This window comes from Paenibacillus borealis, assembly GCF_000758665.1.
Classification (GTDB): domain Bacteria; phylum Bacillota; class Bacilli; order Paenibacillales; family Paenibacillaceae; genus Paenibacillus_AQ; species Paenibacillus_AQ borealis.
In genome coordinates this window covers 310,512-326,417 of sequence record NZ_CP009285.1, presented here as the reverse complement: position 1 = coordinate 326,417, position 15,906 = coordinate 310,512, and the positions used below count along the sequence as shown (strand labels likewise).

Below are 15,906 nucleotides of genomic sequence, written 5' to 3'. Positions count from 1 at the left end.
ACGCTCTAATACAAGGCCCGCCACAAATAGAAGGTGGCATATGCCTCCCAGCCGTGCCAGGGCCGGGCCAGGACGAGCAGCTCCGCAGACGTCGGCTTGCGGTCCATACCGGTGAGGAACTTGATCACGTTCTGCAGGCCGACATCGCCGACGGGATAGGAGGAGCTATCCCGCAGGCAGCGCATGCGTACATACTGCGAGGTCCACGGCCCGATCCCGCGGATCTGCAGCAGCCGCTGTTCGGCGGCTTCCGGGGACGGAAGCGCCAGAAGCTCTTCCCGGCTTAACTCTCCGCTTGCGATCAGCGAGGCTACCGTAAGGATCGTCTGCGCTTTGCTGCGGGTCAGCTGCAGGGCGCATAAATCTTCGATCTGCACCTTCGTGAAGACCTCCGGTCCCGGGAACCGGTAATAGGTCTGATCTCCCCACTCCAGAGAGTCTCCATACACTTCGGTCAGCCGCTGCTTCAGCCTGTAGGCAAACGCCAGATTGACCTGCTGGCCCAGAATCGCCCAGCATAACGCCTCGAACAGATCGGGGATGCCGATAATCCGCAGTCCCCGGTGCTGACTCACCAGCGGCTGGAGCAGCGGGTCCGCTTCAGCCAGCCGGTAGAACGGGGTAAGATCACGGTCCAGATCGAACCACTCCGTAATATAACGGGCTAGCCATTCATGCTCCAGGACGCCGGGTGCAGTCCCGTGCAGCCGGGTTACACTCAGTCTGTTCCCTGCAGACACACTTAACCGGATCAGGACCGGGCCGTCCTCCAGCTTGAACATCCGGGTCACTCCCGACTCATCCGTCCGGAACAGGCATTCCAGCGGCGAGCGGTTCATGTATTCCAGACAGGCGGTAAGGCTGAAATCCTCCGGCAGCGGCAGTTCAAAAAGAAAATCGTTCATGACCCGCCGCCTTCACATTCAGAATACCCTCCAGCTGAAGCAGTTCCTGCTTCAGCTGGAGACCGCCCCGGTAACCGGTTAATGTGCCGTTCGCGCCGATTACCCGGTGGCAGGGCACAATGACCGGCAGCGGATTCTGGCCGTTGGCCGTGCCGACAGCACGGACTGCCAGCGGTCTGCCGATCCGCACAGCCAATTCCTTATAGGTGGCAACCTCACCATGCGGAATCGTAAGCAGTCCCCGCCATACCTCCTGCTGAAACGGGGTGCCCCATAAATCGAGCGCAAGACTGTTGAAATCCACCGGCTCTCCGGCAAAATAACGCCGCAGCAGTTCTATAACCCCAAGCTGCTCAAATCTCCCGGCACCCTCCAGGAATTCATAGTCCGGTGCATATGTCTTCAGCCAGGAAGCCGGCAGCTGCCCTCCATCCTGCGGATAGGACACACGGATAAGTCCCTGTTCACTGGCCCAAAGCGTCCATTCTCGATTCCCGAAATTCAGGGTATGATGATAGATCATATTCCGGTTCGGACTCTGGTTTATATTCATATTCATCCTAATTTCCTCCCTCATTATGCTTACTGCGGTATTCCGTAGGGGACAGACCGGATTTCTTGACGAACCAGGCTGCGAAGTGGGACGCGCTGCGGAATCCCACCGCCTTGCCTACATCGGCAATGCCTGTATCCGTCTCCGCCAGCAGCCTGCGGGCTTCACCCGTGCGCAGTTCATCCAGTTTGGCAGCAGGTGACTGGCCGGTTACCCGCTTGTATGTCCGCTGCAGATGGAACGGGCTGACCTTCAGCTGCTCAGCCATCGACTGCAGTGTCAGCTTGCTCCCGAACTGCCCGTCCATAATGGCATCCGCCTGCGCCGCAAGCACGGCATCCGGCCTTAGAGTGCCGCCTTCTTCGGGGCGGCATCTTTTGCAGGGCCGGAATCCCTCGCGGATAGCCTCCTTCAGGGAGCCGTAGAATACCACATTGGCAGCCTTCGGCGTTCTTGCCCGGCAGGAAGGCCGGCAGACAATATGTGTCGTCAGCACCGCTGTATAATATACTCCGTCATAGGTCGGCTCACGCCGCACCACCGAATCATAAATACGCTCAAATAATTGCGGATCCATCCCAAATCACCTCTTACCGCCAGTATAAACGATTCGTTTTGGCTTATGCAGCATATTGGAATAGGAGAGCAAGATTACGACAGTGTGCAGGAGTAGCGGCAGATGTAGACCGGCCTGAATCTGTACGCTTGCTGGCCTGCTGAGGCTATGGTGTTAAACACTTTGATTGGGTAGTGAATCGCGTGCCTCTACTTGCGGACTGAGAATCCGCTAATTTTCAAAATCAGGGCTTTTTCCGCACCATGCGGACTGAAAAGACCTTATCCCTGTTGCAGGGGTTAATCTGCGGGGGAATCCGGGAAATAACGGATCTGTAGTCCGCAACAGCTGCCAAACAAGCCATTCCGGTGAAATAACGGCGCTGGAGTCCGCAAGCGGATTATTTGCTCAAGCTTTTGTTCACGGCGCACCTAATCTCCGGATTCCGATACATAATTTAGTTGAAATACCTATTATTCTATGCAATAATCACTGGCGGTAAATAGAATTAATTTCTATAGAAATGTAAGCTAAGTCACAATTTTAACGGAGGACTCAGAGGCTAATGAACCTGTCAGATATCCGCTACGAACGCTTCAGTAAGAAGGACTATTATACCGCCAGCGAATTATTAAGCCAGGATGCGGAAGCTGGCGCAGACCTCCTCCAGGTGCTTGATGAAGAACCGGAAACGTTTATTTGCGCTTTTATTGATGATGCGCTTATTGCACTGGCTCAGATGGAAGCGCCTACACACCAGTCGCATTTAAATGTGTTTGTCGCTCCCCGGTTTCGCAGACGAGGAATCGGCGCGGCAATGGTGCTAGCTGCCGAGACACAATTGCAGGCAGGCGGAACCCGCGCGGTCAGCACTTCTTTTCGTTCCGGGGCTCCAGCATCTCCCGGGTTTGCCCGTAAGCTCGGTTATGCCCCATACTACTCACTTGTTTATATGAAGCGGACCGGCGGGTTCTTTTCTCAGGAAGAAGTCCCCGTAAGGCTGTATGAAGATGAAGACTTTCTTCCAGCCCACTCGCTGTATGCCACTGCATTTCATGAAATGCGCGTCCGTATCGGCCGCTTCCCGGATTCGGTGGTTGCCCAGCCTAATGAAGGCAGACGAAACGCCTGGAAAGCGGACGCAGAGGACCGGTTTGTCTACGAAATCAATGGGGAAATCGCCGCTTACAGCCACCTCCACGGGAATGAAATCAGCAGTGTCAGCGTACGTTCAGACCTTCAGGGACGCGGGATCGGGCGAAAGTTTGTGAAGTACCTATGCAATGAAATCTATCAGCGCGGCCATTCAGCCGTCATCCTGTGCTGTGTTGCTGGGAATGAAGCCCGGCAGCTGTATGACAGCCTCGGGTTTCAGGAAACGCATATTATGGAATATATGAGGAAAACGCTGGAAGTGTCTGAAAGTAAAATATGAACAGGAAATGGAGCGATAACAAACATGGGTAACCTGGGATCACAGAATATCAGTGTAGTTACGTTGTTCGTTGAGGATCTGCCTGGCACCATGGCATTCTATCAGGAGGTTTTTGGTCTTGCAGAGGTGTACGCGGACGAGAATTCGGCCGTCTATAATTTCGGCAATATGAGCATCAATCTGCTGCACATCTCCGAAGCCCCCGGGCTGATTGAGCCCGCTGCCGTTGCCGGCCGCGCCTCCGGATCACGGTTTCAGTTCACGATCCGCGTCGACAGTGTCGATGCCGTATGTGCCGAATTACAAGCACGAGGCGTGAATCTGCTTAACGGGCCCATGAACCGGCCTTGGGGTATCCGCACAGCCAGCTTCGCAGACCCGGCGGGACATATTTGGGAGATTGCGCAGGAGCAGGTATAGCCGGTGAAGCTACGGATGGACAAATCAAAGCATTCCCGGTCAGGAACAGCTCTGCCGGTTTCTCTACAATGAAATTGAAAGGAGAGGTGAGGATTTGGAAACGATCCGATTGCTTCAGCAGGCGATTGATTATGTGGAGCAGAACTTGAATTCCGCCATAGGAGTTGAGGATATCGCCGGAGCAGCGATGACTTCGAAATATCATTTTCAGCGCATGTTCCATGCTCTTACAGGCTTCACCGTTACTGAATATGTACGCAACAGGCGGCTTACGCTGGCGGCGGAAGAGCTGGCCGGAACGGACGGCAAGGTGATCGATATCGCGCTTAAGTATGGTTATGAGACACCGGAATCCTTCGCCAAAGCGTTCCAGAGAATGCATGGGGTAACCCCGCAAATGGCGAAGAAGAAGAACGTGAAGCTCAAGTCGTTCCCCCGAATCTCCTTTCAAATTCAGATCAAAGGAGAAACTGAAATGAATTACCGGATTACGGAAGAAAAGGGTTGCCTCGTCATTGGAAAAGAGGTTATCGTTCACCAGGATGCTTACACAGAAATACCCGCGTTCGTAGAGAAAATCTGGAAAGACGGGACGCATGACCGGATTAACGAGTTAGCCGGAAGACCCGCAGGTTCGCTGCTGTTCGGCTATTATTACGACTTCAGCGAGGACGGAACCAAACGTTATCTGATGGGAATCGAACTGCCGGAAGGACAAGAGGTCCCACAGGAGCTTGATACCCTGACTGTACCTGATCAGACCTATGCCGTATTCGATAGCCGTGATACGTTTCCGGATGACGCGGAGATAGGACTGGAAATTCTAAATGTGTGGCGGAGAATCTATTCCGAATGGTTCCCTTCGGCAGGCTTTGAGCAAGTGGAAGGGCCGTGCATGGAGAAATACTACTGGACCGATGACACACATGAAGAATCGATCTGCGAGGTTTGGATTCCTGTAGCAAAGAAATAAAATGATTTGGACTTTATTATTAGTATATTGGACAGAAATTATTGCTTAGGCCAAAGCCCTTTCACTGAGTTGTGATTAAGTGGATAAACGTATCCTAATTCAGTTGTTGTAGCAGGTCTGGGGCAAATAAATGGATAAACGGCATTTAATTCCGTGCATTTCCTCGGCTTTGGCTTATATGAAGAAATTTAAGTGCTGTTTATCCAACTGTTGTCTTAATAGGCGTCCTTCGTTAAACAGCAAGTGGAGAAAATCCAACTATTTCCGGATGATGCGATATTAACACGTTTCCACCTATACTTTAAAAAGACCCCCCGGGAGCAGCCGCAACGGCGTCCGGAGGGTCAAACATTTAAACTTCAGCTGATAAAAATCGTCAATATCACGTTGTTATCCGCAGTTATTATACCGCTGCTTCCGTAATCTTAGCATCTATAGGACCCTCTGCTGCCGGCGGGTTTTTTTTCTTCATATAGTCGGAATAGTAGGCGGTTATGATGGGAACAAGAATGGATGTTACGATAACCGAGGCGGCTACCAGCGCCGTGGCTGTCTCCGCTGCAGGCAGGAACTCCGGCTTCATGTTCGCCACCAGCATCGGGTTGGCAACAGCAGCTCCGGCGGTACTGGAGGCGGCAAGTCCGGCGGTACCGTTACCTCGGCCAATGAATTTGTCGGCCAGGATCAGCGGAACACCTGTAATAATGATAACAACTACACCCAGAAGAATACCAAGCAGGCCTGTGTCAACGATAACGCCAAGGTCAATTGAGCTGCCCAATGCGAAGCCGAAGAACGGAATGAGTGTCTGGGTTGCTTTGCCGAAGTAAGCACGCAGATCATGATCCAGGTTACCCAGGATGAAGCCGATCAGGAACGGAAGCACAGCGCCGACAAACACATGCGGTTCGAATACGGCAACGCCGGTACTGCCCAGAATCAGCATCGTTACGAGCGGGCCGGATTCGAGTGACATCAGCACGAACGCCCCGGATTCTTCTTTGGTACCATACTGCTGCATGATGGAAGCGTACAGGCCGCCGTTAGTCATATCCATAGCGGAGATGATGGCGAGAACGGATAATCCGGCGAAGAAGCCGGTTTGCACACCGCCCTCAGGCAGGAACTGGATCGCGATCATAGCTACAACCCATGCTACAGCAATCTTGGTTAATACAAGGGTACCTGATTTGCGGAGTACCGTTCCGGTTGCTCTTACATCAATCGCTGCGCCCATACAGAAGAACCATACGGCCAGAATCGGCACGGTTCCTGTCATCAGGCCTTTGGTGAAGCCTCCGAAATATTCGCCTGCGTTAGGAAAAGCGGTGTGAATGATCGCGCCCAGGAACAGGGGAACCAGCATCATTCCGCCGGGAATCCGATCTAATGTCTTTTTGATTTTCATATGATTACCATACCTCTCTTACTCGTAATGAGTTTATATAATATTGCAGATCATGCTTATTTTTCCTTAGGAAGGCGCAGCAAACCAGCCCCAGCAAGTTCCCCGTTCACTACAATCCCGCAAGTCAGCGGGCGGGTTTACTGAGATCACTTTGCCTGATGGCGCTTTCACGATACGTACAGCTTACTTGCGGCTTAGTCCTAGCTCCGGGATCATTTTGGCGAATACATCATCGCTTTCCTTGAGCTGTTTCAAGAAGGCTCTGCCGTCCTTAACGAGCAGTCCAAGTCCGTTCGACTTCATATATTCGCGGAAAGCCCTGTCCTCGGTTCCTTTGATAAATGCTCCGGCCAACACCTCCGCAATGGCCTCCGGCGTATCCTTCGGCACAGCAAGTCCTCTCCATGTACTGGTGAAGTTCACATGTATTCCGGTCTGCTCTTCCAGGGTCGGCACATCCGGCAGCGCCTCTGAGCGCTTATCGGCGTTAACCGCCAGGGTCCGCAGCTTGCCTTCATCTACATACTTCTTCACCTCGGCGGGACTGACCGGTACCGCGTCCACGAATCCGTCCATCAAAGCGGAAACGGCTGGCCCTGCGCCTTCAAAAGGAATATGTGCAAACTTCACACCAGTCTCCCGTTCTAAGGTTACGGCGGCCAAATGCCAAATGCTCCCCGTTCCTGCGTTTCCCATTTTGAGTTCCTCTGGATGCGCTTTCGCAAAGTCGAGAAATTCATTGACGTCTTGCCATGGCGCGTCCTGTCTTACGGTAATGGCGGAAGGATCAAAATTCGTCTGTGCGATGGGTTTGAACTTCTCATAGGTAATCGGCAATAGTCCCAGATGGGGAAGAATCGTCAGCTCGGCCGGCAAAAAGGTGACGGTATAGCCATCGCCCTTGGCGTTCGCGCCTTCCATAAGTCCCACTGAACCTCCGCCGCCTGTCCGGTTAACCACAATAATCGGCTGGCCCAGCACTTTCTCTGTCGCTTTGGCGAGCGCTCTTGCCGTAGTATCTGTTCCTCCGCCGGCCGCATAGGGAACGATTAGTGTAATCGGCCGCTCGGGAAAATCGGTGCTGGCATTCTTCTGATCCGCATCGCCTGTCAGTTGAATGAAGGTTCTAAGGAGCAGCAGAACCACGAGTACCGATGCCGTCCAGATTCCTATTCTGGTTGTCCGTTTCAAAACCATCCCTCTTCTCTGTTAACAGTAATCGCGCAGCCGCTGACTCTTACGCTGGCCCTGCGCCCGCTGCTTCACCCCCGAATTCTCTGAGCATCAGCCGCCCTTCCGGGAAGCTGTGAAAGTTTTCTCAAATAGAACTTTATCGCATTCGGGGGTGTTCCTTCAATCGTATAATCTTATTCGGAATCCTCAGAAACGCCGGAATGGCGCGGTTTTGGCTGATCTGCATACTCTTTGGAAGATTTGCTATTCTCCCGGAACTTGCCCGGTGTCGTCGATTTAATCTTGCGGAATACACGGATGAAGCTGTTCTCATTCTGGTAACCGACCTGCAGCGCAATATCGGCGATCCGCAGAGTGCTGTCCTGCAGCAATTCACAGGCTTTATCAATTCTGAGGTTGGTCAGATAGTCATACACGGTTGTTCCGGTCTCTTCCTTGAAGATCGTACTCACCGAGGACACCCCCATATTCACATGGGAGGCGATATCCTGCAGCCCGATATTGAACTGCAGATTCTCTTCCATATATTTGATCAGATTCTGGACAAGCAGGAATTCCTTCGATTGCCGGTGCGCTCCGAACGCACCGGCCATATGAACAGCAATGCTGCATAGCATGTCTTCAATCTCTTGAAGCTCCATCGTCGACACCTGATGCCAGGTGTAGTCAGCCAGCTCGGCAGGCAGCGGGTATCCCCCGGCCGCTGCTATATGCAGAATTTCCTCCAGCAGGTCATCGACGGTGCGGAATACTTTTTGCGGCTGAATTCCTTTCTTGCGGGTCTCGGCCGACCATCTGCGGATCCACTCCTGCGCAGCCCGGGCATCCGAAGACTTCAGGGCACTCAGCATTTCCTGCTTCCAGGCTTCGTCAGCCGACCCGCTGCTCTCTTCATATTTGTTCTCCGCATGCGAATACACACGGACATGGGCATAACCTTCATATAACCGGTAGGATAGAGCCAGCTGTGCCTCTGAATAGGAACGGGGCACCTGGGCAATCGCTCCGGCCTGCTCGCCGATGCCAATGGACACGGATATGTTCAGCACTTCAAGAATAAGATCGGCCAGCTTACGGGCATCTGTATATAACGGCTTCTCTTCGCGGCTCTTCGCCTGCAGCAGGATGACCAGACTGTCCTTCTGCGGTGCAGCGATGACGGACCGCCACGAAGCTTCGAAGTATTCGTGCACAATGTTGATCATTGCGTACTTAAGCAGCAGCTGATCTTCTTCTATGAACCCCGCCGCCCATTGGGTATGACGGTCAATAGACAAGGCGAGCGTCTCGAACGGACCTTCCGTCCAGCCGCCAAAATAATGTTCAAATTTCGTCTGCGTCTCCTGGGTACCGATGCTCCGGGTAATCAGATCCTGCACGAACTTGGAACGCAGCTCCGGCAGGCTCCAGTCCGCAACCAGCGATTTGCTCTGGAAGTCACCGACCAGCTTGCCGATAACCGGCTCCAGATCATACAGACCGCCTTGCCCGGCCGCCTTCTGTTCGGGAAGCAGCAGCTTATTAATCCGCTTGAGCGGCCGGAAGGCCGCAAAATTATAATAATAAATAGCGGATAGACCTACGGCGATCGAGATCAGGGACAGCATCAGCATCATATTGCGCGCGATCTTCACATTCTTCAGCAGCTGCTCCATCGGCACCAGCGAAATCAGCCGCCAGCCGGTCACATTGGAGAAGGTCTGATTAGCCATATAGGCCTGACCGCCGATCCGCACATGGGCGAACGGGCTGACATCAATATCCTTCAGTACATTCTGCATGTCCGCCAGCGGGAACGGAAGGTTCAGCTTGGGATAGATCAGTTCCCCCTCCAGGTTGTACACCAGCTGATAGTTCGAGAGATGGGTATACATTTTGGAGAAAAGCATATCGTAATCGAGATCGATCAGCACCGCGCCGGTCACTTCCCCGTTCTCCACAACCGGACGGGCCAAAGACAGCAGCTCTGTTTCACTGAGACGGGAGTCGGTGCCGGTGTACAGCCTTCTTTTGATCAGAAGCGGCTTCTCCTTAATCTCCCCGATCCAGGACTCCCAGGCATGCTCCGGCGCATTCTCCCAGGAAGATACGTAGCCGTAGCCGCTGGAGAGGACGGAATGATCCTTGAACTTGATCACGCTGATGGCATGCACATCCGGCTCTGTCGCCAGCGTCTTGAGATACTCCTGCGGCTCTGCAGCAATACGGGCATTGTCCCCGGTAGCGGCTTCTATATATTTCAGTACGGCCGGGTGAAAGGATAAATCGACCGCTTTGTTATCGGATTCGCGGAAGGCCCGGTTCGTCACATCCACGTTAATCTGCAGCAATTCAACATTCGGTGTATTGAGCTCGGTATCCAGTGCGTTGCGGTACTCTCTATAGGAGAACAGCCCGATCAAAGTGATCAGAAGTGATACTCCTGCCGTCAGCATCAGAATGAGCCGGTTTTGTTTGTTGTTCAGCAGATATTTCAATTTAAATCGCAGCATTTCCTTAGCTTCATCCTTCCAGCGTTCTCTCTTGGTCCAGACCTTAGAGTAGCATGTTCACCTATACTTCAATATGGAGCATGTCATACCCTTTAAGATTTTAAGCATTTACGGATAAAATACGCAGAAATGATATAATGAAAGGAATGATTCAATCCGAAACGACGCTGCCGTCCTGTTTGCAGGGGCGGTACTGTTTCAACACCAATCTGCTACAGGAGAACGATAGCGATGCAGCCAAATTATGCCATGGATGATGCCGGATGGGACAAACTCATCTCGGATGTGGCCCATTATTTCGATGATCTAACCCTTAAGCGGGGGTTTCAATATTATAAGCAGAAGCGTGTCCAGGCTTTCAGGATGATTACGCAGCAGAGAATCATGTCGCTGGTTGAGGGCAGGGAGGATTATGCCGTTTCGGTTGAGCTGGACAATCTGCCCGAGAGCCACTGTGATTGTCCCGTATCCGGCCTGTGCAAGCATATGGCCGCTGTACTGATGAACTATGCGGAGCTTCAGGGCAAACCTGTACATTCGATCGCCAATGCCAAGGCACTTGTGCACATACCCAAGATCCCCTCTGCTCCTGCTCAAGGCGTTCCGGGACGGCGGGGGGAACAGCTGAAGAAGCTTGAGGCGCTTATTCCAGAGGCCACTGTGCAGCAGTGGCGTGAATATATGGCACTCCTTATAGAGCCCCTGGCCCATACCGTGCGAAATCCGCAGTATGCCGACCGGGCGCTGGCCGCCATCTCCGGGGTCCGCCCCAAGCTGTCTCCCGCTGCCGCCCAGCTGTTCAAGCTTCATACTCATCTCTGTGTGCTGGAAAGCTTAGTTAAGCCTGGAGGACAGCCGCTTGCGGCGAACCTCTCCTCACTCGGCTACTCTGTAGGCTACTATACCTCGATTGCGATTTCTGAGCTGCAGAAGCATATCACGGACATGATGAAGAAAAGCCTGCCGCTGGCGGAGTCCCCTGAAGAATGGCCCAGAGTTTACGATACAATCGCTTATCTGCGGGGTGAGATGCTGACGGAAGCCCGCGACCGTTCGCGGGATCAGCCCTATTTCTCTTACTGTTATACCCTGTTGTGGACCCATTGGATTACGCCGAATCTAAGCGGGCCGGAGCTGTATGCCGAAGAGCTGGAGCACCTGCGTCAGGCTGGAAGCGACTTAAGTACCAATGCTTCCCGCCATGCCCGTCTGCTGGCCGAGAGCCGGATGTATTATTATCTGCAGGATGATGCTGCCGCCATGGAACAGCTGCACGCAGCTGCTGAGCGCCCCGGACTTCACCCGGAGGAACTGATAAGCTTCCTGCCCCCGCTGGCCGAAGCCCGGCAGTGGACACGCCTCACGGCATGGCTGGCAGAGATTGGCCCGCTGCTCAGCAGCCGGCTGTATAATCTGCAGGAGTACGCCGGGTACTGGGATGAAGCGGTCCGTCATCAACCCGAAGCCGAGCCGCAGATGTGGGATACACTCGCCGGTATGCTGCCGCTGTCGCGCGAGATTTATGAAGAGCAGCTGCTGACCTACGGGAGATGGCCGGAATGGATGGATATGCAGCTGTCGGCCGGGCGGCAGCCTGCCGACTTCCGGGTCAGCGACCTGCAGCCGGTGGAGAAGAATGCGCCGGAGCTGCTCCTGCCGTTCTATCATCAGGCTGTGGAACGATTCGTGCTGGACAAGAACCGGCACAGCTACAAAGCAGCGGTGAAGCTGCTGAAACGTTTGGCCAAGCTGTACAAGAAGCTGAAACGCGAAGCTCGCTGGGAGGAATTCCTCGAAGCCTTCACGGACCGGCACAGCCGGCTGCGCGCTCTTCAGGAGGAACTGCGGAAAGGAAAACTGATTCCATGAACACAATGATGCGCAATATTACCGTTCAGCTCGCCTTAAGCCAGTACGGCGACGCGCTGATCTACGGCGTAGATGACCGGGATGATTATGTACCCGGCGTCCAGCTGAAGCAAATGCTGTTCGCCTGGCATGAAGAATCCTTCTATGGAACGGAGCTTACTATTTCGAAGGCGGATGAGGTCGAGCTTGTGGTGCTTCCTGCCGAGCAGGTGATTCCGTTCTTCGCCAGCCTGCGGCTGCTCCGGCATGTCGGCTGGAGCTGGCAGGGCGATGCCCAGCTCTTGAAGCGGCTGGCCCCGCTGCTGGCTGGTATGCTGGAGAATAAACAGTATGCCCCCAGCTTCTCCGCCTACCGGGAGGGCCAGCTCCGCTGGGCCTGGGAGGAGAAGCGGCTGGCTGAAGCCGCCGAAGCCAACTGGGACGATGCGGCGGCGCTGCATAGTCTTGAGGGACGCAGCGGGTTCACCGAAGGTCTGCAGGCCGCCTTCTCTGCGGCGGTCTTCCAGCGCTATTACGGCACCGACGCGGAAGCCGGTGACCTGCGCAGTGAGTTCCCGCTGCTGTTCAGCGCGAGCCCGAGCAGTGCGGCCGGTATGGACGAAGACAGCTGGCTGATGTCCATCGGCTGGAAGGCAGACACCGCGCCGTTCCGGCCGGTGCTGCAGCTGCTTGAACCGGACGAAGAGCTGCCGCACTGGCGGCTCCAGCTGCTCCTGCAGGACAAGCGCGACGAGTCCGCGCTTGTGCCGCTGCGGCTCACCGGGGACGGCGAGCCGCATGGCCTGTGGCCCGCATCGTGGACAGAACATGTCCACGAGCGCGCGGCCGGGTGGCTGTCACGGCTGCGTGACAGCCTTCCGGAGCACATCGGGCGCGGCGCCGATGTGCTGGCTGAACCGCTTAGCGACGCGGTCGCGTGGCGGTTCCTGACCGTGGACAGCCGGCTCCTGCTGGAGGCCGGCTGGCAGGTGCTGCTGCCGGCGTGGTGGGAAGCCGCCAGCCGCAGGAAGCCCCGCCTGCGCGCGAAGATCAGCTCCGGCACCGCCGAGGGCAGCCGCGCGCAGTCGCTGTTCGGCCTCGATGCGCTCGTCGACTTCGACTGGCGCATTTCCATCGGCGACGCCGATCTGTCCGAGGCGGAGTTCGCCGACCTCGTTGCACGCGGGGAACGCCTCGTCCAGTTCCGCGGCAAGTGGATACCGCTGGACCCTGCGCTGCTGGCGCAGATTCAGCGGGCCATGGCCGGGATGGACAAGTCGCAGGGCTTGTCCTTCCAGGATGTACTGCAGCTGCACCTGCTGAACAGCGGTGCAGACGCGGACGCGGAGGAGGCAGAAGCGCAGCGCGCCGAGGAGGAAGCAGCCCGCGTCCGGCTGGAGGTCGAGCTGAACGAGCATCTGGTCGGAATCATCGGCCAGCTCGGACAGCGCAGCCAGTGGCCGAAGCCGGAGGTTCCGGCCGGCCTGCATGCCGAGCTTCGCAGCTACCAGCATGAAGGCTATGCCTGGCTGGTATTCCTGCGCCGCTTCGGCCTCGGCGCCTGTCTGGCCGATGATATGGGACTCGGCAAGACCGTGCAGCTGATCTCCTACCTGCTCCACATGAAGGAGCAGGAGGCAGAAGCGGAAGCTTCCGGCGCACCGGTTGCCCGGCGGCAGACAGAGCCGGCCGGCTGGCCTTCGCTGATCATCTGCCCGACCTCGGTGCTCGGCAACTGGCAGAAGGAGCTGCAGCGTTTCGCCCCTTCCCTGAACGTGATGCTTCATTATGGAAGCAGACGGCTGGATGCCGGATATTTCTACGGCGCAGCTTCCCAGGCGGATGTAGTCTTAACCTCTTACGCTACGGCAGCGCTGGACCAGGAGCTGCTGAAGCAGTTCACCTGGGCGGCTGTGTGCCTCGATGAAGCGCAGAATATCAAGAACGCCGGAACGAAGCAATCGGCTGCTGTGCGCAGCTTCCCGGCACTGCACCGGATCGCCTTGACGGGGACACCGATTGAGAACAGGCTGTCCGAGCTGTGGTCGATCTACGATTTCATCACACCGGGTTATCTCGGCACTCCGAAAGGGTTCCAGGACCGGTTCGCTAACGCCATTGAGAAAGAGCGGAATGCCGAAAAGACCGCAGATTTGCAGCGGCTGGTCAAGCCGTTCATGCTGCGCCGCAAGAAGAAGGACCCGGCCATTCAGCTCGATCTTCCGGATAAGAATGAAATGAAAACCTACATTAATCTGACAGCAGAGCAGGCGGCGCTCTACGACCAGAACGTGAACAGCCTGCTCGAACGGATGCAGAAGCTGGAGGGCATTGAACGCAAGGGAGCCATTCTGGCCGCCTTAACCAGCCTTAAGCAGCTCTGCGACCATCCAATGCTGCTGACCAAAGAGGCGCTGCCCGAGCCGGAGGCCGGAGGCGTTCTGGATACCGGCGCCTTGATTGAACGGTCTGCGAAGCTGGAACGGCTGCTGGCCATGGTCCGCGAGCTGCGCGAAGAGAATGAACGCTGCCTGATCTTCACCCAGTACGTCGGCATGGGCAAGATGCTGCAGGCTGTGCTCCAGCAGGAGCTGCAGGAACCGGTGCTGTATCTGAACGGCAGCACCCCGAAGAGCACCCGCGACCGCATGATTGAGCGGTTCCAGGCTCCCGCGCTGCCTGCGGGCGAAGCCGCATCTGCCGCCGGGTACCAGCCTTCCGATCAGCCGAATGTATTTATCCTCTCGCTCAAAGCGGGCGGTGTCGGCCTCAATCTGACCGCCGCCAATCATGTATTCCACTTCGACCGCTGGTGGAATCCGGCGGTGGAGAACCAGGCTACCGACCGCGCCTACCGCATGGGCCAGACCCGGGACGTACAGGTGCATAAGTTCATCTCACTCGGCACGCTGGAGGAGAAGATTGACGAGATGCTGGAGAGCAAGCAGCAGCTCAGCGATGATGTAATCTCCGGCTCCGAAGGCTGGATCACCGAGCTGTCTACGGACGCGCTGAAGGATTTGTTCACACTGCGGAGGGAATGGGTGGGGTAACGGATTTTACCACTGCTCCGACATTCTAAAAGTAGCAGCCAGATTGTCCTCTCCCGCGAGGGAACTTACCACCAGCGTAATGGGCTCCTGCTGCATGTCGTAGAGCAGCTGCTGATTCACCAGATTCACGGCAACATTCTGGTACGCACCGGCTATGCCGGAGCCGATTCCTTGAGTGATGACCCTTCCGCCAGTGACTGCTGTACATGTATAGTTCACTTGCAGCGCAGTTTCAGTGATGGGAATAGCTGTAGTCGGCGTAGGATAGTTCACAAAGGCTCCGTTGACGCTTCCGCCGGCGATCACTTTATAGCGGATGGGAGTGGAGGCCAGAATTCCCAGTCCATCCGCTTTGATCTCGGCAGTCACCGCTTCGGGAATAGTCACCGTGGGGCTTCTCCGGAAGCTGATGGCTGCGAAATCGCTATCAGTAACAGCTATATTGTCACGGAATTCCGAAGTGATCCGGCTTACAGCAATCGGCTGCATCGGAACGGGAATCCAGACCCCGCTGCTGTCAATCAGGAACACCCGTACACGGACCTGCTCCTGGGAGTACACTACATTGAATTGAAAAAAATTCTGTGTAACATTATAGGTTTTGGTTACGACTTCCCTGTAATTCAACTCAAACAGTTCCTGGGCGAACAGAGTCGCCGGACTTACATCGTTATTAAGCCCGGTTAAGTAGACCACTCCTCTGGAGGTTCCATTGTTCACTACCTTTACGACAGCTTGACTGATAGGCCCTGCTCCCAAGGTAGGGTTCTTTGTTAACATGTTGGTTGTCAATACGGGCACAGCTGATCACCCTCCTATTAAAGCTATTTCATATATCATATGCCGAGCAGATTAGAAGTTTCTGGTTTATTGACAGCGGGGGGCATTCCACAGCCATCAGGTGCTTCCGTAACTGGGCGCAGTTGCCATTTCATACCCGCTGTGCTAAAATCAACTTAACTTTTTTAGAACGGAGGGCTCAGTGTGATAGATTATATCCGGATTCGTAACTTACGCGGCTAATTACAGCTTCATAGCGCGAAAGCTCTGCCTTGTGCAGAGGACTCAG

At 55.1% G+C, this 15,906-nt stretch carries 12 protein-coding genes; 5 read left to right on the top strand and 7 right to left on the bottom strand.

The annotated features are described in order from the left end of the window. Positions 1–5 precede the first annotated feature (5 nt). From PBOR_RS01455 to PBOR_RS01445, 3 genes are read right to left on the bottom strand one after another with little or no spacing between them, the layout of a single operon-like run. Positions 6–905, bottom strand: coding sequence for a DNA-3-methyladenine glycosylase family protein (locus PBOR_RS01455; RefSeq protein WP_042210110.1), 900 nt, complete (start codon positions 903–905; stop codon positions 6–8). Continuing rightward, positions 886–1,464 (bottom strand): methylated-DNA--[protein]-cysteine S-methyltransferase, encoded by a 579-nt coding sequence (locus PBOR_RS01450; protein ID WP_245648005.1) that lies wholly within the window; start codon positions 1,462–1,464, stop codon positions 886–888. The genes PBOR_RS01455 and PBOR_RS01450 overlap by 20 nt, the downstream gene beginning before the upstream one ends. A gap of 1 nt (position 1,465) precedes the next feature. Beyond that, positions 1,466–2,035, bottom strand: coding sequence for a bifunctional transcriptional activator/DNA repair enzyme AdaA (locus PBOR_RS01445; RefSeq protein ID WP_042210109.1), 570 nt, complete (start codon positions 2,033–2,035; stop codon positions 1,466–1,468). Positions 2,036–2,579: 544 nt separating this feature from the next. Here PBOR_RS01445 and PBOR_RS01440 point away from each other — a divergent pair. The 3 genes from PBOR_RS01440 (at position 2,580) to PBOR_RS01430 (ending at position 4,842) form a co-directional block, all read left to right on the top strand. Next, complete coding sequence (locus tag PBOR_RS01440) at positions 2,580–3,449, top strand: GNAT family N-acetyltransferase (RefSeq protein WP_042210108.1); 870 nt, start codon at positions 2,580–2,582, stop codon at positions 3,447–3,449. Between the two features lie 24 nt (positions 3,450–3,473). Further along, positions 3,474–3,869, top strand: a complete 396-nt coding sequence (locus PBOR_RS01435) for a VOC family protein (RefSeq protein WP_042210107.1) — start codon at positions 3,474–3,476, stop codon at positions 3,867–3,869. Positions 3,870–3,963: 94 nt separating this feature from the next. Further along, positions 3,964–4,842, top strand: coding sequence for an AraC family transcriptional regulator (locus tag PBOR_RS01430; protein WP_042210106.1), 879 nt, complete (start codon positions 3,964–3,966; stop codon positions 4,840–4,842). Positions 4,843–5,245: 403 nt separating this feature from the next. On the opposite strand, the gene kdgT is transcribed toward PBOR_RS01430, so the two are convergent. The 3 genes from kdgT to PBOR_RS01415 all read right to left on the bottom strand — a co-directional run bounded on the left by kdgT (position 5,246) and on the right by PBOR_RS01415 (position 9,936). Then, on the bottom strand, positions 5,246–6,250 hold the full coding sequence (gene kdgT, locus PBOR_RS01425; protein WP_042210105.1) for a 2-keto-3-deoxygluconate transporter: 1,005 nt from the start codon (positions 6,248–6,250) through the stop codon (positions 5,246–5,248). Between the two features lie 183 nt (positions 6,251–6,433). Then, positions 6,434–7,447, bottom strand: coding sequence for a tripartite tricarboxylate transporter substrate binding protein (locus PBOR_RS01420; protein WP_081971870.1), 1,014 nt, complete (start codon positions 7,445–7,447; stop codon positions 6,434–6,436). Between the two features lie 170 nt (positions 7,448–7,617). Next, complete coding sequence (locus PBOR_RS01415) at positions 7,618–9,936, bottom strand: helix-turn-helix domain-containing protein (protein ID WP_042210104.1); 2,319 nt, start codon at positions 9,934–9,936, stop codon at positions 7,618–7,620. A gap of 231 nt (positions 9,937–10,167) precedes the next feature. On the opposite strand from PBOR_RS01415, the gene PBOR_RS01410 reads away from it, so the two are divergent. Together PBOR_RS01410 and PBOR_RS01405 are read left to right on the top strand one after the other, a co-directional pair. After that, a complete protein-coding gene (locus tag PBOR_RS01410) occupies positions 10,168–11,805 on the top strand; it encodes an SWIM zinc finger family protein (protein ID WP_042210103.1) in 1,638 nt (545 codons plus the stop codon). Further along, a complete protein-coding gene (locus tag PBOR_RS01405; protein ID WP_042210102.1) occupies positions 11,802–14,837 on the top strand; it encodes a DEAD/DEAH box helicase in 3,036 nt (1,011 codons plus the stop codon). The genes PBOR_RS01410 and PBOR_RS01405 overlap by 4 nt, the downstream gene beginning before the upstream one ends. 6 nt (positions 14,838–14,843) lie before the next feature. Here the strand turns inward: PBOR_RS01405 and PBOR_RS01400 are convergent, their stop codons facing one another. Further along, a complete protein-coding gene (locus PBOR_RS01400) occupies positions 14,844–15,638 on the bottom strand; it encodes a hypothetical protein (protein ID WP_167549509.1) in 795 nt (264 codons plus the stop codon). Positions 15,639–15,906 lie beyond the last annotated feature (268 nt).